The organism is Exiguobacterium sp. GL_137, assembly GCF_057834585.1.
This window is the reverse complement of record NZ_CM174406.1, coordinates 2,118,429-2,134,412: the sequence shown is the minus strand read 5'-3', so window position 1 is coordinate 2,134,412 and position 15,984 is coordinate 2,118,429. Positions and strand designations below refer to the sequence as shown.

Sequence of the window (15,984 nt, the reverse complement as noted above, 5' to 3'; positions counted from 1 at the left end):
GAAAAAACAAAGGGGACGGAAAGGGACGTGTAAAGATGAAGCGATATAAATGGATCGCAGCAGTAATTCTCCTTTTGATTTTGACACCATTATTGATTTGGTTCATTCAAAAGGAACGGACATTAAACGTAATCCTGTTTGATTACACGGTAGGAAAACAACAACGGGAGCATGCAGGAACGACCTGGTTATTGAATCATTTGAAAATCACGAAGAATGAGGGAAAGAACTATACATACACGGATTACGTAAACCGTTATGACGGGACGCAAGGCGAAACGATGCTCAAACAAGCATCAAAGGCGGATGTCCTGTTGTTTACGGACACGTACGGGAAATCCTATACCGTCGATGGTAAGGAACAACATCGTGGCGGACTGACGGCTGAGGATGTGGCATTGGCAACAGATGCGATTTCAAAAGGAAAGACAGTCGTCGCAGAGTTTAATACAGCAGCCAGCCCGACACCATCCGACCGCTCCAATGCGTTTCGGCAATTGTTTGGTACGGCATGGACAGGATGGATCGGACGCTTTTTCCCGGACTTAACAAAATTACAGGGACTCGATCAGACCGTCATTGATAAATTGAAGCTTCAGGCAAAAGATAAAGCATTTAAATTATCGGGACCTGGTTATGTCTTCATCAACGACTCAACGGAAGAAGTCTTTTTCGTCAATGATGAGACGCCACTTTTATACACATGGGATAAAAACCAGGGACAGGCGAAGGATGAAGTCCGCTACAACTACTGGTTTGAAGTGTTGGAGCTTGACGGAGGCGAACAACAGGCGCATTTCTCTTGGAATCCGTCAAAGAAAACACAAGCCATGTTGCGTGAACGGCAATTGCCACTTGAATTCCCCGCATATGTCAAACAGGGAAGCGGTCATTATTTTGCAGGTGACTTCACAGATGTGGCCGATATTCCGCGCTACTATCGTTATGCCGGTCTCGAGTGGTTCCGTAAGCAATTCATTTTGGATAGTGCAGACAGCGAGACTGCATTCTTTTGGAAAGTCTATGCACCGACGATCAGTCGTATCTTGAAAGAAACGAAAGTCGTAAAACAGCAGTCGGCGCAAGTTAAACCGTTGGCACAAACGAAAGTTAACAATCAGACGGTCCGTACACGGGCACGTTCTGGTCAAGATACACTTGAAATGTATCAAGACGGAAAATGGAAACCATACTTTGTTAAAGGTGTGAATGTTGGGCTAGGACGTCCCGGCGCTTTCCCGGGAGAACACGCCATCAGCCGCAATGAATACGACCGGTGGCTGAAGCAGATGGGCGAGATGGGCGTCAATACCATCCGGATTTATACCCTCCATCCTCCCGCTTTTTATGATGCGTTAAAAGCTTACAATGAAACGGCGAAAACACCGATTTATTTAATGCAAGGCATGTGGGTCGAAGAAAAACCGTTCGAGGAATTAAAAAATGCCTTCGAACCGAAATTTTTGAAGATGACGGATACGGAAGCGAAGCGGATGGTCGACGTGGTTCACGGCAATGCTGTCGTCAAAGAAGTTGTCGGTCATGCTTCCGGAACCTATACGTCAGATGTTTCGCAATACGTCTCGGCATTTGTGTTCGGGATTGAATGGTTACCGGATGCCGTAATCGGAACAAACAAAAAGAATAAAGGACTTCGATACGACGGGAAATATGTGACGACGACAAAAGAGGCATCTCCGTTCGAGTCGTGGTTAGCCGGTCGGATGGATGGTGCGACACAACATGAGCTCGACGCGTACAAAACGACCCGGCCGATCGCAGCGACGAACTGGCCGACGACGGATCCGCTTGCACACCCAAATGAAGTGGAAGAAGAACAGGATTTAGTATCGATTGATTTCAATCATATCCAGGCCACAAAAGAGTTTGCAGGCGGCGTCTTTGCCTCGTACCATATTTACCCGTACTATCCATCGTTCATCAAGGAAGAATTTGGACGGAAAGGGGATACCGACTCAGAGTCATACAGCCGGTATCTTAAACGGATGAAAGACTATCATGATATGCCGTTACTTGTTTCCGAATTTGGTATTCCGAGTTCGCGCGGTAAAACTCACCTTGGACCGAATGGATTTGATCAAGGGCATGTCAGTGAAGAAAACCAGGGGAAACTTGTGGCGAAGTTGTATCAGGACATCGTTGAAACGAAAATGGCCGGCGGACTGGTCTTCATCTGGCAGGATGAATGGTTTAAACGGACGTGGAACACGATGGACTACGATGATGCCAACACGCGTCCGCGTTGGTCAAATGTTCAAACGAGCGAACAACATTTCGGAATGCTCGGTTTCTTAAGATCCGATATTACGATTGACGGAAAAATGGATGATTGGAAAGGTTATGCGCCAGTAGCGGAAACGGACGGTCAAGCCATTTACATGACATCAGATGAAGCCTATCTGTATGTCCGGATTGACCGGAAAAAAGCGGAACCGACGACACTCGCCTTTTCGACGAAACCGAACGATGGCAACTTACAAGTGGGACCGTTGAAACTGGAAGAAGGAGCAGAATATCGTTTAACGATTGCCGATCAAGCACGGCTCGATGTCGATGAACGGTATGACATCTTCCGTTACCATTACGGATTGAAAAAACCGTTTGAGATGGTCAAACCACCATCCGATCAACAAAACAGCGGAAACTTTAATCCGATTTACCAAATGCTCGACTATGCAAGACGGGATCCGGTCACTAAAAAAATTATCAAGCCGGCAGTGAAGTGGGACACCGGTATCTTACATGAAGGACCACCGGAAAGTATCTTGACCGATATCTCCGACATGAAGCGGAAACAAATCGAACTCCGGATTCCATGGATGTTATTGAACATGCGCGACCCAAGCAAACATGAAATCATCGGAGATTTTTGGAAAGACGGGCTCGAAGCGAAGATGATCACGGAAGGGATTGAAGTGACCGGTCAAATCGGGACGACACGAATTCCGGAAAAAGACCGTGGTTTTTACAATTGGTCGGAATGGACGAATCCGCAACAGCGTGAAGCGTTGAAACCGGTTTATCAAACGATGCAAAAAGCGTTTAAAGAAGGAGTGAGATAAATGCGCCGGGAAGAGATGTGGAAACTGATCAATGCATCCATTGCACCGCTAGACGAGGAAACGAGTTCTGCGCATATGGCGTCAGATGAAGAAATTAAGCAATCGACCTCTGGTGTTATGTTCATCCATACTATTGGTTTAATGCCGGAAACGGTTAATGATTTAATTGAGCAAGGACGTTGTGTCCGGACAGATATCTCTTATGCAGATGTCGTCCTCGCGAGCAGTGCTGTTGAAGAAGAACGAATACCAGTTCTCTATCTCAATCCGAATGAATCGGACAGTTCTCTGTATCTGCTTGATAATGCACGTGAAGTAATACCGGCTGATGTCACGGTAGATGTGTTGCTTGACCGGATCAGTCGCTACAAGCGGGTTCAACGAATTGTTGATGCCGTCATCGTGACCGAGGATCCGCATTTAAAACGTCTCTTGGAGCGTGAACTGACCAACCGTTTTGAGAATCTGTCCGTGTACGAACGGACAGAATCATTTTTGGAAGAACATGTAGCAACGCGCCCGTATCTGTTGGTCTTTTCTTCCGCGCTTCCACGTGCGGACGGTCTTGAACTGCTCTTACGTGCTAAAACAGAAAGTGTGATGCCGTTTCACGCCATCATGATTTCGATGTACAACCGTGAACGGGATCATGTCCTCGCCATCGAACGTGGCGTAGATGGTGTTATGACGTTGCCGCTTAAAATTGAAGAATTCCGTGCCTGGCTCAGAAAACTGGAGGGGATGAACGAATGAGATGGATTCTGACTTTCATCCTTATCCTCGTCATTCTTCAGGTGGCTGCTCTCATGTATCTGGTCATTCAAAAACGTAAACGCGCTAGGCAAGAGGATAACCGGCTGACATGGCAACTGCGTTTTCGGGACGACATCTACGATTATGCGACAGGTGAACAAACAGACATGCCAGATATCGTGCCGGGAAATGAAGACTTGGTTGAACTGGAGTTGTTTGCTTTGACGAATTTAACGGCAACCGAGGCGCATCAGGAAAAAATTTACCGTTATGTCGAAACGAAATTATTGTCTTATTATCAAAAACAAATCCGGCATCGTCGGATAGATCGCCGTCTAAATGCCTATGAAGCGATTGCCCAGTTCCGGTTGAGTCCGGTCGCTGACACTCTTCAGCAAAAATTGCATAAACAACTGTCAAAAGAAGAAGAAGACGTCATCATCCGGACGTTGGTCTCGATTTCTCCGAGCCTAGCCATCGAGGAAGCAAAACAGAAGAACGAGATCAGTTTTTTTGGAGCGGTACTCGCTGTCGGGCGAAGTCACGATTTATCGCCATGGATAAAAGACTTTGATCAGCTGACAGAGTCTTTTCAAATGGCGATTCTCCAACTGATTTATGACCGCGACGAGACAAAATATGCAGAGCTGGTCCGGAGCAAAACGAACGACGTCAATCCGGAAATCCGAAAACGGGCGTTGCGTGCGCTGACACGGATTGGTCTTGAAGAAGACTGGCAGCTTTATACTCCCTATCTGGAAGACGAAACGAGTTGGGTCGAGCAGATGTTAGCTTTGCGCTTTTTAGAAAATGTGACACCAAAGGATTCTGTCGACTACATCCTGCCGTTTGTCGGCAGTCGTTCTTGGTGGGTACGAACGGCGGCATTTGATGCCCTGCTTGCCTGTGGTGGTCTCGAACAGTTGGCGCTTGTCGCAAAAGATCATCCTGACCGCTATGCGAAACAAAAAGCGACGGAACGGCTAGCAAAGGAGATGAAACAACATGTTGTCATCTGAAACCATTCAAAAAATCATTGATGTTTTATCATGGACTGTCCTGATTTATATGATTCTCGTCATCATTTTCTATTCCTCGTTGTATCTGATTTCGGCACAAATGGTCCGAAAACAACGATTCCGACGAAAGGAAAGTTCTTATCTTCCGTTGATGCGTTCTCTTTATACACGACCGGTCAGTATCCTTGTTCCGGCTTACAATGAAGAGTATACGATTGTCACGAGTGTTCAGGCGTTGCTTGCACTCGATTATCCGGAACATGAAGTCATTGTCATCAATGACGGATCAAGTGACGGGACAATGAGTGAACTGTTTAAGATGTACGAACTGGAAAAGGAATTGCGGTTTCCACGGATCCTGATTGGATCGCAACCGGTTAAACAGGTCTACCGTTCCCGAATCGATGCCCGTTTGATTGTCATCGATAAAGAAAACGGCGGAAAGGCGGATGCTTTGAATGCCGGAATCGACTATTCCAGTTATCCGTATTTCTGTTCACTGGACGCGGATTCAATTCTTGAGCGGGATGCGCTCTTGAAAGTCATGAAACCGATTGTTGAGTCCGATGAAGATGTCATTGCGACGTGCGGATCGATTTTCCTCGTCAACGGCTGTACAATCGAGGGCGGTGAAATTGTTGAGATTCGGACACCAAAACAACGGATCGTGTTGATGCAAATGATTGAGTACTTCCGGGCATTCCTGTTCGGTCGTCTTGGGCTAAGCCGTTTTAACATGCTCCTTATCGTTTCCGGGGCTTTTGGATTATTTCAAAAGGCAATCGTTGTTCAGGCTGGCGGGTACAAAGAAGGACTTGTCGGCGAGGACATGGAACTGGTTGTCCGGCTGCACCGGTACATGAAAGAAAATGATATCGACAAACGAATTGAGTACGTCCCGTCACCGGTCTGCTGGACTCAGGCACCGGATACGATGGAAGTCTTACGCTCACAACGGAGCCGTTGGCATCGTGGACTGGCGGAAACGTTATGGACGCATAAGCGGATGATTGGAAATCCGCGCTACGGCTTTGTCGGAAGTGTCTCGATGCTCTATTTCTTTTTGATTGAATTATTGGGTCCGATCGTCGAACTGATCGGTTATTTCATCATTCCATTAAATCTACTTGTCGGAACGCTTAATTTTGAGTTTGGCATCGTTCTGTTGACGGTGGCTCTATTGTATGGCTCATTATTATCGGCAGGGGCTGTCTTGCTTGAAGAATGGACGATGCACCGCTTTAAAAACGTCAAGGAATTGATTCGATTGTTCCTGTGGTCACTGACAGAATCGTTTTGGTACCGGCCGATCCTCGTGTTCTTTAAACTGGGCGGATTAATTCAGTTCATGACGGGACGCGGTCAATGGGGTAAAATGGAACGACAACGACTGGATGATGTCGTAACAGAAGAAGCGAAAGAAAAAACAAGTTGATTGTAAACTCGTAGGAGGACTGTTCGTGGATTTACTTCGAAACAAATGGTTTAAAGCCTTACTTTGGATTTTGACGATATTCTTAGTCATCTGGGTCGGAACGAAAATCTCATTTTTATTCCAACCGATTAAAGTGATGTTAGCCCTGATTTTCCCACCGTTGATTATCGCCGGTATTTTTTATTACTTCACACTTGGAATTGTTGATGCACTGCAAAAGCGGGTCAAGAAGCGGGGTCTTGCTGTTTTAATCGTCCTGCTCGGATTTCTCGGTGTCATCACGATTGCCGTGGCATCCATCGGACCGATTCTGGTCGAGCAAGTCTCGGACTTCGTAACGAGCATTCCGAATCTGGTCGTCGAACTGCGGGACCAGACGCTGAACCTCCGGGATCAGCTGATGAACAATCGACTCATTTCCAACTGGGTACATGAAAATACCGATTTGTTTGATAAATGGACGAATGAAGCGACATCTTACATCGGGACGTTGTTCAAGTCGGTGTCGACCTCTGTCGGGACGATTTTCAGTGTCATTTCTTCGACCGTGCTGATCATCGTGCTTGTACCATTCATTTTGGTCTACATGTTACTCGACGGTTATAAGTTTCCGAATTCAGTCGTCAAACTTTTACCGAAAAGCTATGAAACGGAAACACGTAAAATTCTTCATGACATGCATGTGACGGTTAAACATTATGTGAATGGTCAAGTCATCGTTTCGTTATGTGTCGGTCTCATGTCGTTGATCGGATTCTTCCTCTCGGACATTCAATATGCGTTGCTGCTGGCGCTGTTCTGTACGGTCACGAATATCATTCCTTATCTCGGACCTTATATCGGTGCTGTTCCTGCAGTCATCGTCGGATTCATCGATGATCCAATCAAAGCGCTCTACGCCATCATTACGATTGTCGTTGCCCAACAGATTGAATCGAATCTGATTTCACCTTACGTCCAAGGGAAGACGTTGAAGGTCCACCCGTTGACCATCATCATCGTCTTACTCGTTGCCGGTAAAATTGGCGGCATCATCGGTGTCATCTTAGCGGTCCCGACGTATGCCGTGACCAAAGTCGTCGTTCAAAACATTGCCCGGATTTATCGTCTGCGTCAACAAAAGTTGGATGTCCAGATCGAGGAGTCACGGATCATTACCGATTCGACGAAATAAGAAATCCACAACCCTCTGCTTATGATGAAAGCAGAGGGTTTGTACTTTGTTGCTGAGAGGGATATGGTAAGAAGATAAGTTTCACAACTTCGACTCATTTTAGTTTATAAATTGATTGGAATCTTTTTTATAATGGTTATAATGTAGAGTAGAGAACGAAAGATAGATGAGAATGAAATCTTTGGACGTAAGGGGTAGAGCGCATGCATATCGTAGTTGTCGGTTTAAATAATAAGACGGCGCCTGTATCAATCCGCGAACAAGTCTCATTTGGGGAACATGAGATGAAGGGAGCGGTCGTTGCGCTACGTGACGAAAAAAGTATTTTCGAGAGCGTCATCGTTTCGACATGCAACCGGACGGAATTATATGTTGTTACGGATCAGCCGCATACAGGGCGTTATTATACAAAACGTTTTCTGGCGAACTGGTTTGGGTTGACGATGGAAGAATTAGAGCCGTATTTGTTCATTCACGAGGGATTTGACGCGATGAAGCATCTTTTCCGGGTGACGAGCGGGCTCGATTCGATGATTGTCGGCGAAACACAGATTCTCGGGCAAGTGAAGACCAGTTTCTTCACGGCACAAAAACTCGAGACGACAGGAACGGTTTTCAATAAATTGTTTAAAGAAGCGGTCACGCTTGCGAAACGCGCGCATGCTGAAACGGGAATCGGTGAAAATGCGGTGTCGGTCAGTGCAGCTGCCGTCACGCTCGCAGAACAGTTACTTGGATCGCTTGAAGATAAATCCATCGTGGTCATCGGTGCCGGAGAAACAGGCGAATTGACGACACTTAACCTGTATGAAGCGGGTGCCCGTGATATCACCGTCTTTAACCGGACGCTGGCCAAAGCCGAAGAAGTGGCGAATCGTTTCGAAGGATCCGCACATTCGATCAATGAAATGCAATGCGGTCTGCTTCGGGCTGACATCGTTATTTCTTCAACCGGAGCAAAACGGGCAATCATCAAACGTGAAGACATTGCTGCAGCACAATTGTTCCGAAGTGATCGTCCCTTCCTGTTGATTGATATCGCGGTTCCGCGTGATATCGAACCGACGGCAGGTGACTTGCCGGGTGTTCATTTATACGATGTCGATGATTTGACGTCGATCGTCCAGCAAAACATGGCAGAACGAATGAAAGAAGCAGCAAAAATCGAACGCCGGATTGAAGCTGCGATTGCCGAGTTCGAAGGGTGGATGACGACACTTGGTGTCGTTCCGATCATTACGGAACTCCGTGACCAGTCGCTTAAAATCCAGCAAGAGACAATGCAAAGCCTGGAGCGGAAGTTGCCGAACATGACAAATCGGGAAAAAACCGTGATCGGAAAACACATGAAATCCATCATCAATCAATTGCTGCGCGAGCCATTATCCTATATCAAAGATGCAGCCGCAAAACCGGATGCCGATCAACGGATTGCGCAGTTCATGGATACGTTTGCATTAGACGAAGAACTGTTTGACAGTGCCGCTGAGGAAATGGTATTACAGGAAGAAACAACAGCTGAACGGAAAGCTGTGAATCGATGAACATAGACCGAATTGTGTTACAATAGAAAAGCATGGGGCGGACTTGTGCCGCCCCTTTATTATTGTACAGGGGGATTTCAGCATGCGAAAAATCATAGTAGGTTCACGTAGTTCAAAACTTGCGATGACACAAACGAAGTGGGTCATCGAACAATTGAAACAAGCAGGTGCACCATACGAATTCGAAATCAAGAATATCATCACGAAGGGTGACCGCATCCTTGACGTGACACTATCTAAAGTCGGCGGTAAAGGATTGTTCGTCAAAGAAATCGAACAACAGATGATTGACGAAGACATTGATTTTGCAGTGCATAGCATGAAAGATCTCCCGTCTGAGTTGCCGACAGGGCTCATCATCGGCGCGACACCTGCACGAGTCGATGCGCGTGATGCCTTGATTACGACAACAGGCGGCGGACTGGACTCGCTTCCGGACGGCGCAATCGTTGGAACAAGCAGCTTACGCCGTGGTTCCCAATTACTCAAATTGCGTCCGGATTTAAAAATCGAATCGATTCGTGGGAACATCGATACACGTCTTGAAAAGCTGAAAACAGGTCCGTTTGACGGCATTCTGCTTGCTGCTGCCGGTCTTCAGCGGATGGGCTGGTCGGATGAAATCGTTTCGGAATACATTTCAACGGATGATATGATTCCCGCAGTCGGACAAGGAATTTTGGCAATCGAATGCCGAGCGAACGATCAAGAAGTGCGCGACTTGTTGAATTTGATCCACGATCAGATGACAGAAAAAGTAGCCTTCGCCGAACGTTCTTTCTTAGCGGCAATCGAAGGAAGCTGTCATGTACCTGTCGGTGGATTTGCGACAATCAACGAAGATTTGTCGACGACACTCGTCGGATTCCTCGGTTCAGTGGACGGACAACAAATCTTGCTTGAACGGGAAACATCACTTGATCCGATGCAACTCGGTCAAACGGTTGCGACGCGTCTTCTCGATGCGGGTGGCCGTGAAATTCTCGCATCTTTACCGGATGATTTATAAACAACTGGTCTTGACGGGGAGTCGGCGGCCGACTGCAGAGCAAGTGGCGCGTTTAGCGGCACAACAGATTGAAGTCGTCCATCACCCGGTCATCGAAACGATTCCTGTCGCCTTTCAATTGCCAACAGCATTAGATTGGCTGATTGTCACGAGTCCGACCGGCGTCGAACGTATCCAGTCACAGCTTCCGTCTTTGCAGGACACAAAGATTGCCGTCGTCGGGTCGAAAACGGCGGCGGCGTTAATCCGGCAGGGACGGACACCTGATTTCATGCCATCCGCTTTTACTGGGGATGTGCTCGTCGAAGAATTACGACCGCTTCTCGAGACCGGTCAACGGATTTGTTTTGCCCGCGGGAACCGGTCACGTCAAGAACCGCTCGAACGATTAAGAAACGCCGTTGCGGCTGAAGTGTTGGAAGTCATCACGTACGAAACGAAGTTACGGGGGCTTCCGCCTGATGTGCTGCAACGTGCTACGTATATTGGATTACAAAGTCCTTCAGCTGTCGAAGCGATTGCTCCATTTTGCAAGGGGACGACCGCGACTTATGTGACGATCGGACCAATCACCGAGCAAGCCGCCCGACGATCTGGTTTGGCACCGCTTCTGGTCGCTGCTGTCTATACGCTCGACGGGCTGATTGACTGTATTTTAGAGGAGGAACTGTTATGAATACATTAGAATTCGCACGCCACCGCCGCTTACGCAATACAGCGTCATTACGCTCACTCGTCCGGGAAAATCATTTGCACAAATCCGATTTGATTTATCCGCTATTTATCGCGGAAGGGGACGACATCAAACGGGAAGTCAGCTCGATGCCGGGTGTGTTCAACTTATCACTCGATCATCTTGAAGCAGAAATCCAAGAAGTCGTTTCACTTGGTATTGAATCAGTCATCCTGTTCGGCGTACCGCACGATCATTTAAAAGATGAGCAGGGAACAGGGGCATTTCATGATCACGGGATCGTTCAAGAAGCGACACGACTCGTTAAAAAAGTGGCACCGCAACTGACGGTCATCGCAGATACGTGTTTATGTGAATACACGTCTACAGGACACTGCGGCATCGTTGCTGACGGAACCGTCGATAATGATGCATCACTTCCGTTACATGTTCAAACAGCGGTCTCACAAGCGCGTGCCGGTGCCGATATCATTGCACCGTCTTCGATGATGGACGGGTTCGTGGCAGCGATCCGCCAAGGACTGGATGAGAACGGCTTCAGCCATATCCCGGTCATGAGTTACGGCGTCAAGTATGCTTCCGCGTATTACGGACCGTTCCGTGATGCGGCAAACTCGGCTCCTGGTGAAGGCGACCGCAAAGGGTATCAAATGGATCCTGCAAACCGTCGGGAAGCGTTCCGTGAAGCAACAGCGGATGTTGATCAAGGTGCAGACTTCATGATCGTCAAACCGGCCCTTGCTTTTATGGATATCATTCGTGACGTCCGCGAACGCGTGGATCTGCCAATCGTTGCATACAACGTATCGGGTGAATATGCGATGGTCAAAGCCGCTGCATTAAACGGCTGGATTGATGAAGAACGAATCGTCATGGAGACAATGCTTGGATTTAAACGGGCCGGTGCCGATTTAATCATCACCTATTTCGCGAAAGACATTTGTCGTTACTTGGAGGGGTCAAAATGAGCTTAACGAATCAGAACTCAAAATCAAAAGCGGCGTTTGAACGCGCCTTGCCGCTCATGCCGGGTGGCGTCAACAGCCCGGTTCGTGCCTATAAATCAGTCGGAATGACACCGATTTTTGCAGAACGGGCACAAGGGTCACGGTTATATGACATCGATGGCAAAGAATACATCGACTATGTCTTGTCTTGGGGACCGATGATTCTTGGTCATGCGGATCCGATCGTGACAGCAGCGATTCAGGAACAAGCGACACGCGGTTGGAGCTACGGAACACCGACCGAAATCGAATCGGCGATGGCAGAAGTCGTCATCAGCCGTGTCCCGTCGGTTGAAGTCGTCCGGATGGTCAACTCGGGAACGGAAGCAACGATGGCTGCGCTTCGCCTCGCACGCGGCTATACCGGAAAAACAAAAATCCTGAAATTCGAAGGCTGTTACCATGGTCACGGCGATTCGCTGTTGATTAAAGCCGGATCAGGCGTGGCGACTCTCGGACTCCCGGATTCACCGGGCGTACCGGCACAAATTGCCAGCATGACATTGACGGTTCCATACAATGATATGGATGCGGTCCGGATTGCATTTGAAAAACACGGAGATGATATCGCAGGAGTCATCGTTGAACCGGCAGCCGGAAACATGGGCTTCGTTCCACCGCAACCGGGATTCCTCGAAGGACTTCGCGAAATCACGGAACAGTATGGCACACTCTTGATTTTTGATGAAGTCATGACCGGTTTCCGTGTCGGCTTCAACTGTGCGCAGGGATACTTCGGTGTCACGCCGGATATCACGTGTCTCGGTAAGGTCATCGGCGGCGGTATGCCGGTCGGTGCTTACGGTGGACGTCGCGATATCATGGAACAAATTGCGCCGCAAGGTCCGATTTACCAAGCGGGGACGTTATCAGGTAATCCGCTTGCGATGACAGCCGGTCTTGCGACATTGACGCAGCTGAAACCGGAACATTACGAAGAGTTTGACCGGAAAGCCGGTCGACTGGCGGAAGGGTATCTCGCAGCAGCAGCGAAATACAATATTCCGTTAACAACGAACCGGGCGGGCGCCATGTTCGGTGTCTTCTTCACGGATCAGCCGGTGACGAATTTCGAGCAGGCAAAATCGTCGAATCTCGACATGTTCCGTTCGTATTATCAAAAGATGGCAGCACGCGGCATCTTCTTACCACCGTCACAATTTGAAGGACTCTTCCTATCGACCGTTCATACGGACGACGACATCGAGCAGACGATTGCAGCAGTCGAACTGACATTCAAGGAATTGCAACTCGAATTTAATCGTTAAGCAGTTCTTGACGCGCTACGGACGTCTCGGATAAAATGAAGAAAGATTAATTTGGAAAACAGCGATGACGGGAAGAGTAGTCAATCAACGGACTGTTATGAGAGAACACATCCATGGCTGAGAGATGTGACAGGACGTCCTGATGAAGGTCACCCCACGAGCTGGTCTCGTAAGCAACAGCAAGCGAGATCCGGATTGCCGCACGTTACGCGGGCTAGAGGGCACTCTGTAAAGAGTGAACTAAGGTGGTACCGCGGAAGAGCAACGGCTTCTTTCGTCCTTAGATGAGGACGAGAGAAGCCGTTTTTATTATGGATTAAAGGAGCGATTCAGATGCAGGAATTATCAATGCCAACCAAATATGATCCGCAGGCAACAGAAGAAAAATGGTACGACTTTTGGATGAAAGGGGAATACTTCAAAGCCGATCAGGATCCGGAAAAAGCGCCGTATACGATCGTCATCCCACCCCCGAACGTCACCGGGAAATTACACCTCGGTCATGCCTGGGATACAACACTTCAGGACATGCTGACACGGATGAAACGGATGCAAGGTTTTGACGTCTTGTACCTGCCGGGAATGGACCACGCCGGAATCGCGACGCAGGCAAAAGTCGAACAGAAACTCCGGGCGGAAGGCAAGTCACGTCTTGAAATGGGACGTGAGAAGTTCCTGGAACAATCATGGGCATGGAAAGAAGAGTATGCTTCAACGATCCGCGAACAATGGTCGAAACTCGGACTCGGACTCGATTATTCACGGGAACGGTTTACACTCGATGAAGGCTTGTCGGAAGCAGTTCAGGAAGTGTTCGTTAAATTGTATGAAAAAGGCTTGATCTACCGTGGTGAATACATCGTTAACTGGGATCCGGCGACGAAAACAGCCATCTCGGATATCGAAGTCATCTATAAGGACATCGAAGGAGCTTTCTATCACTTCAGTTATCCGTTGACGGACGGAAGCGGTCACGTCGAACTGGCGACGACACGTCCGGAAACGATGCTCGGCGATACGGCGATTGCCGTCAATCCGAAAGATGAGCGTTATGCGCACCTCGTCGGAAAAACGATCACGTTGCCAATCGTCGGCCGGGAAATCCCGATTGTTGCCGATGAGTACGTCGACATGGAATTTGGAACAGGTGTCGTTAAAATCACGCCGGCCCACGATCCGAACGACTTTGAAGTCGGAAACCGACATGATTTACCACGTGTCCTTGTCATGAACGAAGACGGCACGATGAATGAAAATGCCGGGAAATACGAAGGCATGGATCGTTTTGAATGCCGCAAGCAAATCGTTGAAGATCTAAAAGAATCAGGTGTCCTGATCAAGGTTGAACCGCATCTGCATTCCGTCGGTCACTCGGAACGGTCGGACGCGATCGTCGAGCCGTACTTGTCGCTCCAATGGTTCGTTAAAATGGAGCCGCTCGCTGAAAAAGCATTGAAAGAGCAGCAAGGCGAAGACAAAATCAACTTCATTCCGCAACGTTTCGAAAACACATACGTCCGCTGGATGGAAAACATCCGCGACTGGTGTGTCAGCCGTCAGCTCTGGTGGGGTCACCGGATTCCGGCCTGGTACCATAAAGAAACGGGTGAAGTCTACGTGGGCAAAGAAGCACCGTCTGACATCGAAAACTGGGAACAGGACAATGATGTGCTTGACACCTGGTTCTCTTCAGCGCTCTGGCCGTTCTCGACGATGGGTTGGCCAAATGAAGGGGCAGTTGATTATCAGAAGTACTTCCCGACGTCAACACTCGTGACGGGTTACGATATCATCGCCTTCTGGGTCTCACGGATGATCTTCCAGTCGTATGAATTCACAGGCGAACGTCCGTTCAACGATGTACTGATTCACGGTTTGATCCGCGACTCGGAAGGACGGAAAATGTCGAAGTCACTCGGTAACGGAATTGATCCGATGGATGTCATCGAGAAATACGGTGCCGATTCGCTGCGTTGGTTCTTAACGACCGGTTCAACACCAGGAAACGATTTACGTTTCTACTGGGAGAAAATCGAAGCGACGTGGAACTTCTCGAATAAATTATGGAACGCAAGCCGTTTTGCGTTGATGAACATGGACGGACTGAAACATGAACAGATTGACCTGTCAGGTGAGAAATCACTGGCCGACCAATGGATCCTGACGCGTCTGAACACGACGATTGATGATGTAACACGTCTTTCGGACAAGTATGAGTTCGGTGAAGCCGGTCGTGTTCTCTATCACTTCATCTGGGAAGATTTCTGTAACTGGTACATCGAGATGGCGAAATTGCCGTTAAACGGTGAAGATGAAGCCGCTAAATTGACGACACGTTCGATTCTTGCGTATACGCTGGATCAAATCATGCGTCTGATGCATCCGTTCATGCCGTTCATCACGGAAGAGATTTGGCAACACTTGCCGCACGAAGGCGAAACGGTCACACGTGCTGCCTGGCCGACACGCAACGATTCACTGGACTTCCCAAAAGCTGTTCCGGCGTTCGAGGCGGTTCAGAACGTCATCCGTTCAGTCCGAAACATCCGTGCTGAAGTCAACGCACCGATGTCGAAACAAATCCAGTTGATGATTGCAACAAGTGACGATCAAGTCCAGCACGATTTAGAGACAAACGTCTCGTACTTGAAAAAGTTCACGAATGCCTCGGAATTGCTCGTCGAACGGAATATGCCAGCACCGGAAAAAGCGATGAGTGCCATCGTGACGGGAGCCGAATTGTTCATTCCACTAGCTGATTTGATCAACATCGAAGAAGAAATCGCACGTCTGAATAAAGAACTGGTGAAATATACAAAAGAAGTCGAACGGGTCGAGAAGAAACTCAACAACCCGGGCTTCGTCGGGAAAGCTCCGGCACACGTCATTGAAGAAGAACAGGCAAAAGCACAAGACTATAAAGAGAAACGGGCGGCAGTCGAAGTCCGGATCAGCGAACTCGCAAAATAATCTTAACAGTGGCTCAAGTTTTCTTGAG

Annotated in this window: 11 protein-coding genes; all 11 read left to right on the top strand. The window is 48.3% G+C overall.

Going from position 1 to position 15,984, the window contains the following annotated elements; all coding sequences use genetic code 11:
• The first annotated feature begins 35 nt into the window (after nucleotides 1-35).
• The 11 genes from AC3IRK_RS11255 (at nucleotide 36) to AC3IRK_RS11205 (ending at nucleotide 15,956) form a co-directional block, all read left to right on the top strand.
• On the top strand, nucleotides 36-3,083 hold the full coding sequence (locus AC3IRK_RS11255; RefSeq protein WP_131502753.1) for a hypothetical protein: 3,048 nt from the start codon (nucleotides 36-38) through the stop codon (nucleotides 3,081-3,083).
• Nucleotides 3,084-3,836 (top strand): response regulator, encoded by a 753-nt coding sequence (locus AC3IRK_RS11250; RefSeq protein WP_489169975.1) that lies wholly within the window; start codon nucleotides 3,084-3,086, stop codon nucleotides 3,834-3,836.
• Entirely contained in the window at nucleotides 3,833-4,855 is a 1,023-nt protein-coding gene (locus AC3IRK_RS11245) for a HEAT repeat domain-containing protein (protein ID WP_188004572.1), read from the top strand. The genes AC3IRK_RS11250 and AC3IRK_RS11245 overlap by 4 nt, the downstream gene beginning before the upstream one ends.
• The gene (locus AC3IRK_RS11240; RefSeq protein WP_131502750.1) at nucleotides 4,842-6,290 is read left to right on the top strand and encodes a glycosyltransferase family 2 protein; all 1,449 of its coding nucleotides are present in this window, start codon (nucleotides 4,842-4,844) and stop codon (nucleotides 6,288-6,290) included. Before AC3IRK_RS11245 ends, AC3IRK_RS11240 begins: the two co-directional genes overlap by 14 nt.
• Before the next feature lie 25 nt (nucleotides 6,291-6,315).
• Complete coding sequence (locus AC3IRK_RS11235) at nucleotides 6,316-7,464, top strand: AI-2E family transporter (RefSeq protein WP_131972418.1); 1,149 nt, start codon at nucleotides 6,316-6,318, stop codon at nucleotides 7,462-7,464.
• 203 nt (nucleotides 7,465-7,667) lie between these two features.
• Complete coding sequence (hemA, locus tag AC3IRK_RS11230; protein ID WP_026827794.1) at nucleotides 7,668-9,008, top strand: glutamyl-tRNA reductase; 1,341 nt, start codon at nucleotides 7,668-7,670, stop codon at nucleotides 9,006-9,008.
• Nucleotides 9,009-9,090: 82 nt separating this feature from the next.
• Nucleotides 9,091-10,017, top strand: coding sequence for a hydroxymethylbilane synthase (hemC, locus tag AC3IRK_RS11225; protein ID WP_489169974.1), 927 nt, complete (start codon nucleotides 9,091-9,093; stop codon nucleotides 10,015-10,017).
• Nucleotides 9,983-10,693: a uroporphyrinogen-III synthase gene (locus AC3IRK_RS11220; protein WP_255508350.1), complete on the top strand. Its 711-nt coding sequence runs from the start codon at nucleotides 9,983-9,985 to the stop codon at nucleotides 10,691-10,693. Before hemC ends, AC3IRK_RS11220 begins: the two co-directional genes overlap by 35 nt.
• Complete coding sequence (gene hemB / locus AC3IRK_RS11215) at nucleotides 10,690-11,679, top strand: porphobilinogen synthase (protein WP_188004570.1); 990 nt, start codon at nucleotides 10,690-10,692, stop codon at nucleotides 11,677-11,679. The genes AC3IRK_RS11220 and hemB overlap by 4 nt, the downstream gene beginning before the upstream one ends.
• Nucleotides 11,676-12,986: a glutamate-1-semialdehyde 2,1-aminomutase gene (hemL, locus tag AC3IRK_RS11210; RefSeq protein ID WP_114595308.1), complete on the top strand. Its 1,311-nt coding sequence runs from the start codon at nucleotides 11,676-11,678 to the stop codon at nucleotides 12,984-12,986. Before hemB ends, hemL begins: the two co-directional genes overlap by 4 nt.
• A gap of 333 nt (nucleotides 12,987-13,319) precedes the next feature.
• A complete protein-coding gene (locus tag AC3IRK_RS11205; RefSeq protein ID WP_489169973.1) occupies nucleotides 13,320-15,956 on the top strand; it encodes a valine--tRNA ligase in 2,637 nt (878 codons plus the stop codon).
• The last annotated feature ends 28 nt before the right edge of the window (nucleotides 15,957-15,984 follow it).

Excerpts from the sequence above, each read along its gene's own strand:
- hemL (WP_114595308.1), top strand. The coding sequence starts at position 11,676 with ATGAGCTTAACGAATCAGAACTCAAAATCAAAAGCGGCGTTTGAACGC.
- AC3IRK_RS11245 (WP_188004572.1), top strand. The coding sequence starts at position 3,833 with ATGAGATGGATTCTGACTTTCATCCTTATCCTCGTCATTCTTCAGGTG.
- AC3IRK_RS11240 (WP_131502750.1), top strand. The coding sequence starts at position 4,842 with ATGTTGTCATCTGAAACCATTCAAAAAATCATTGATGTTTTATCATGG.
- AC3IRK_RS11205 (WP_489169973.1), top strand. The coding sequence starts at position 13,320 with ATGCAGGAATTATCAATGCCAACCAAATATGATCCGCAGGCAACAGAA.
- AC3IRK_RS11250 (WP_489169975.1), top strand. The coding sequence starts at position 3,084 with ATGCGCCGGGAAGAGATGTGGAAACTGATCAATGCATCCATTGCACCG.
- hemA (WP_026827794.1), top strand. The coding sequence starts at position 7,668 with ATGCATATCGTAGTTGTCGGTTTAAATAATAAGACGGCGCCTGTATCA.
- hemC (WP_489169974.1), top strand. The coding sequence starts at position 9,091 with ATGCGAAAAATCATAGTAGGTTCACGTAGTTCAAAACTTGCGATGACA.
- hemB (WP_188004570.1), top strand. The coding sequence starts at position 10,690 with ATGAATACATTAGAATTCGCACGCCACCGCCGCTTACGCAATACAGCG.
- AC3IRK_RS11255 (WP_131502753.1), top strand. The coding sequence starts at position 36 with ATGAAGCGATATAAATGGATCGCAGCAGTAATTCTCCTTTTGATTTTG.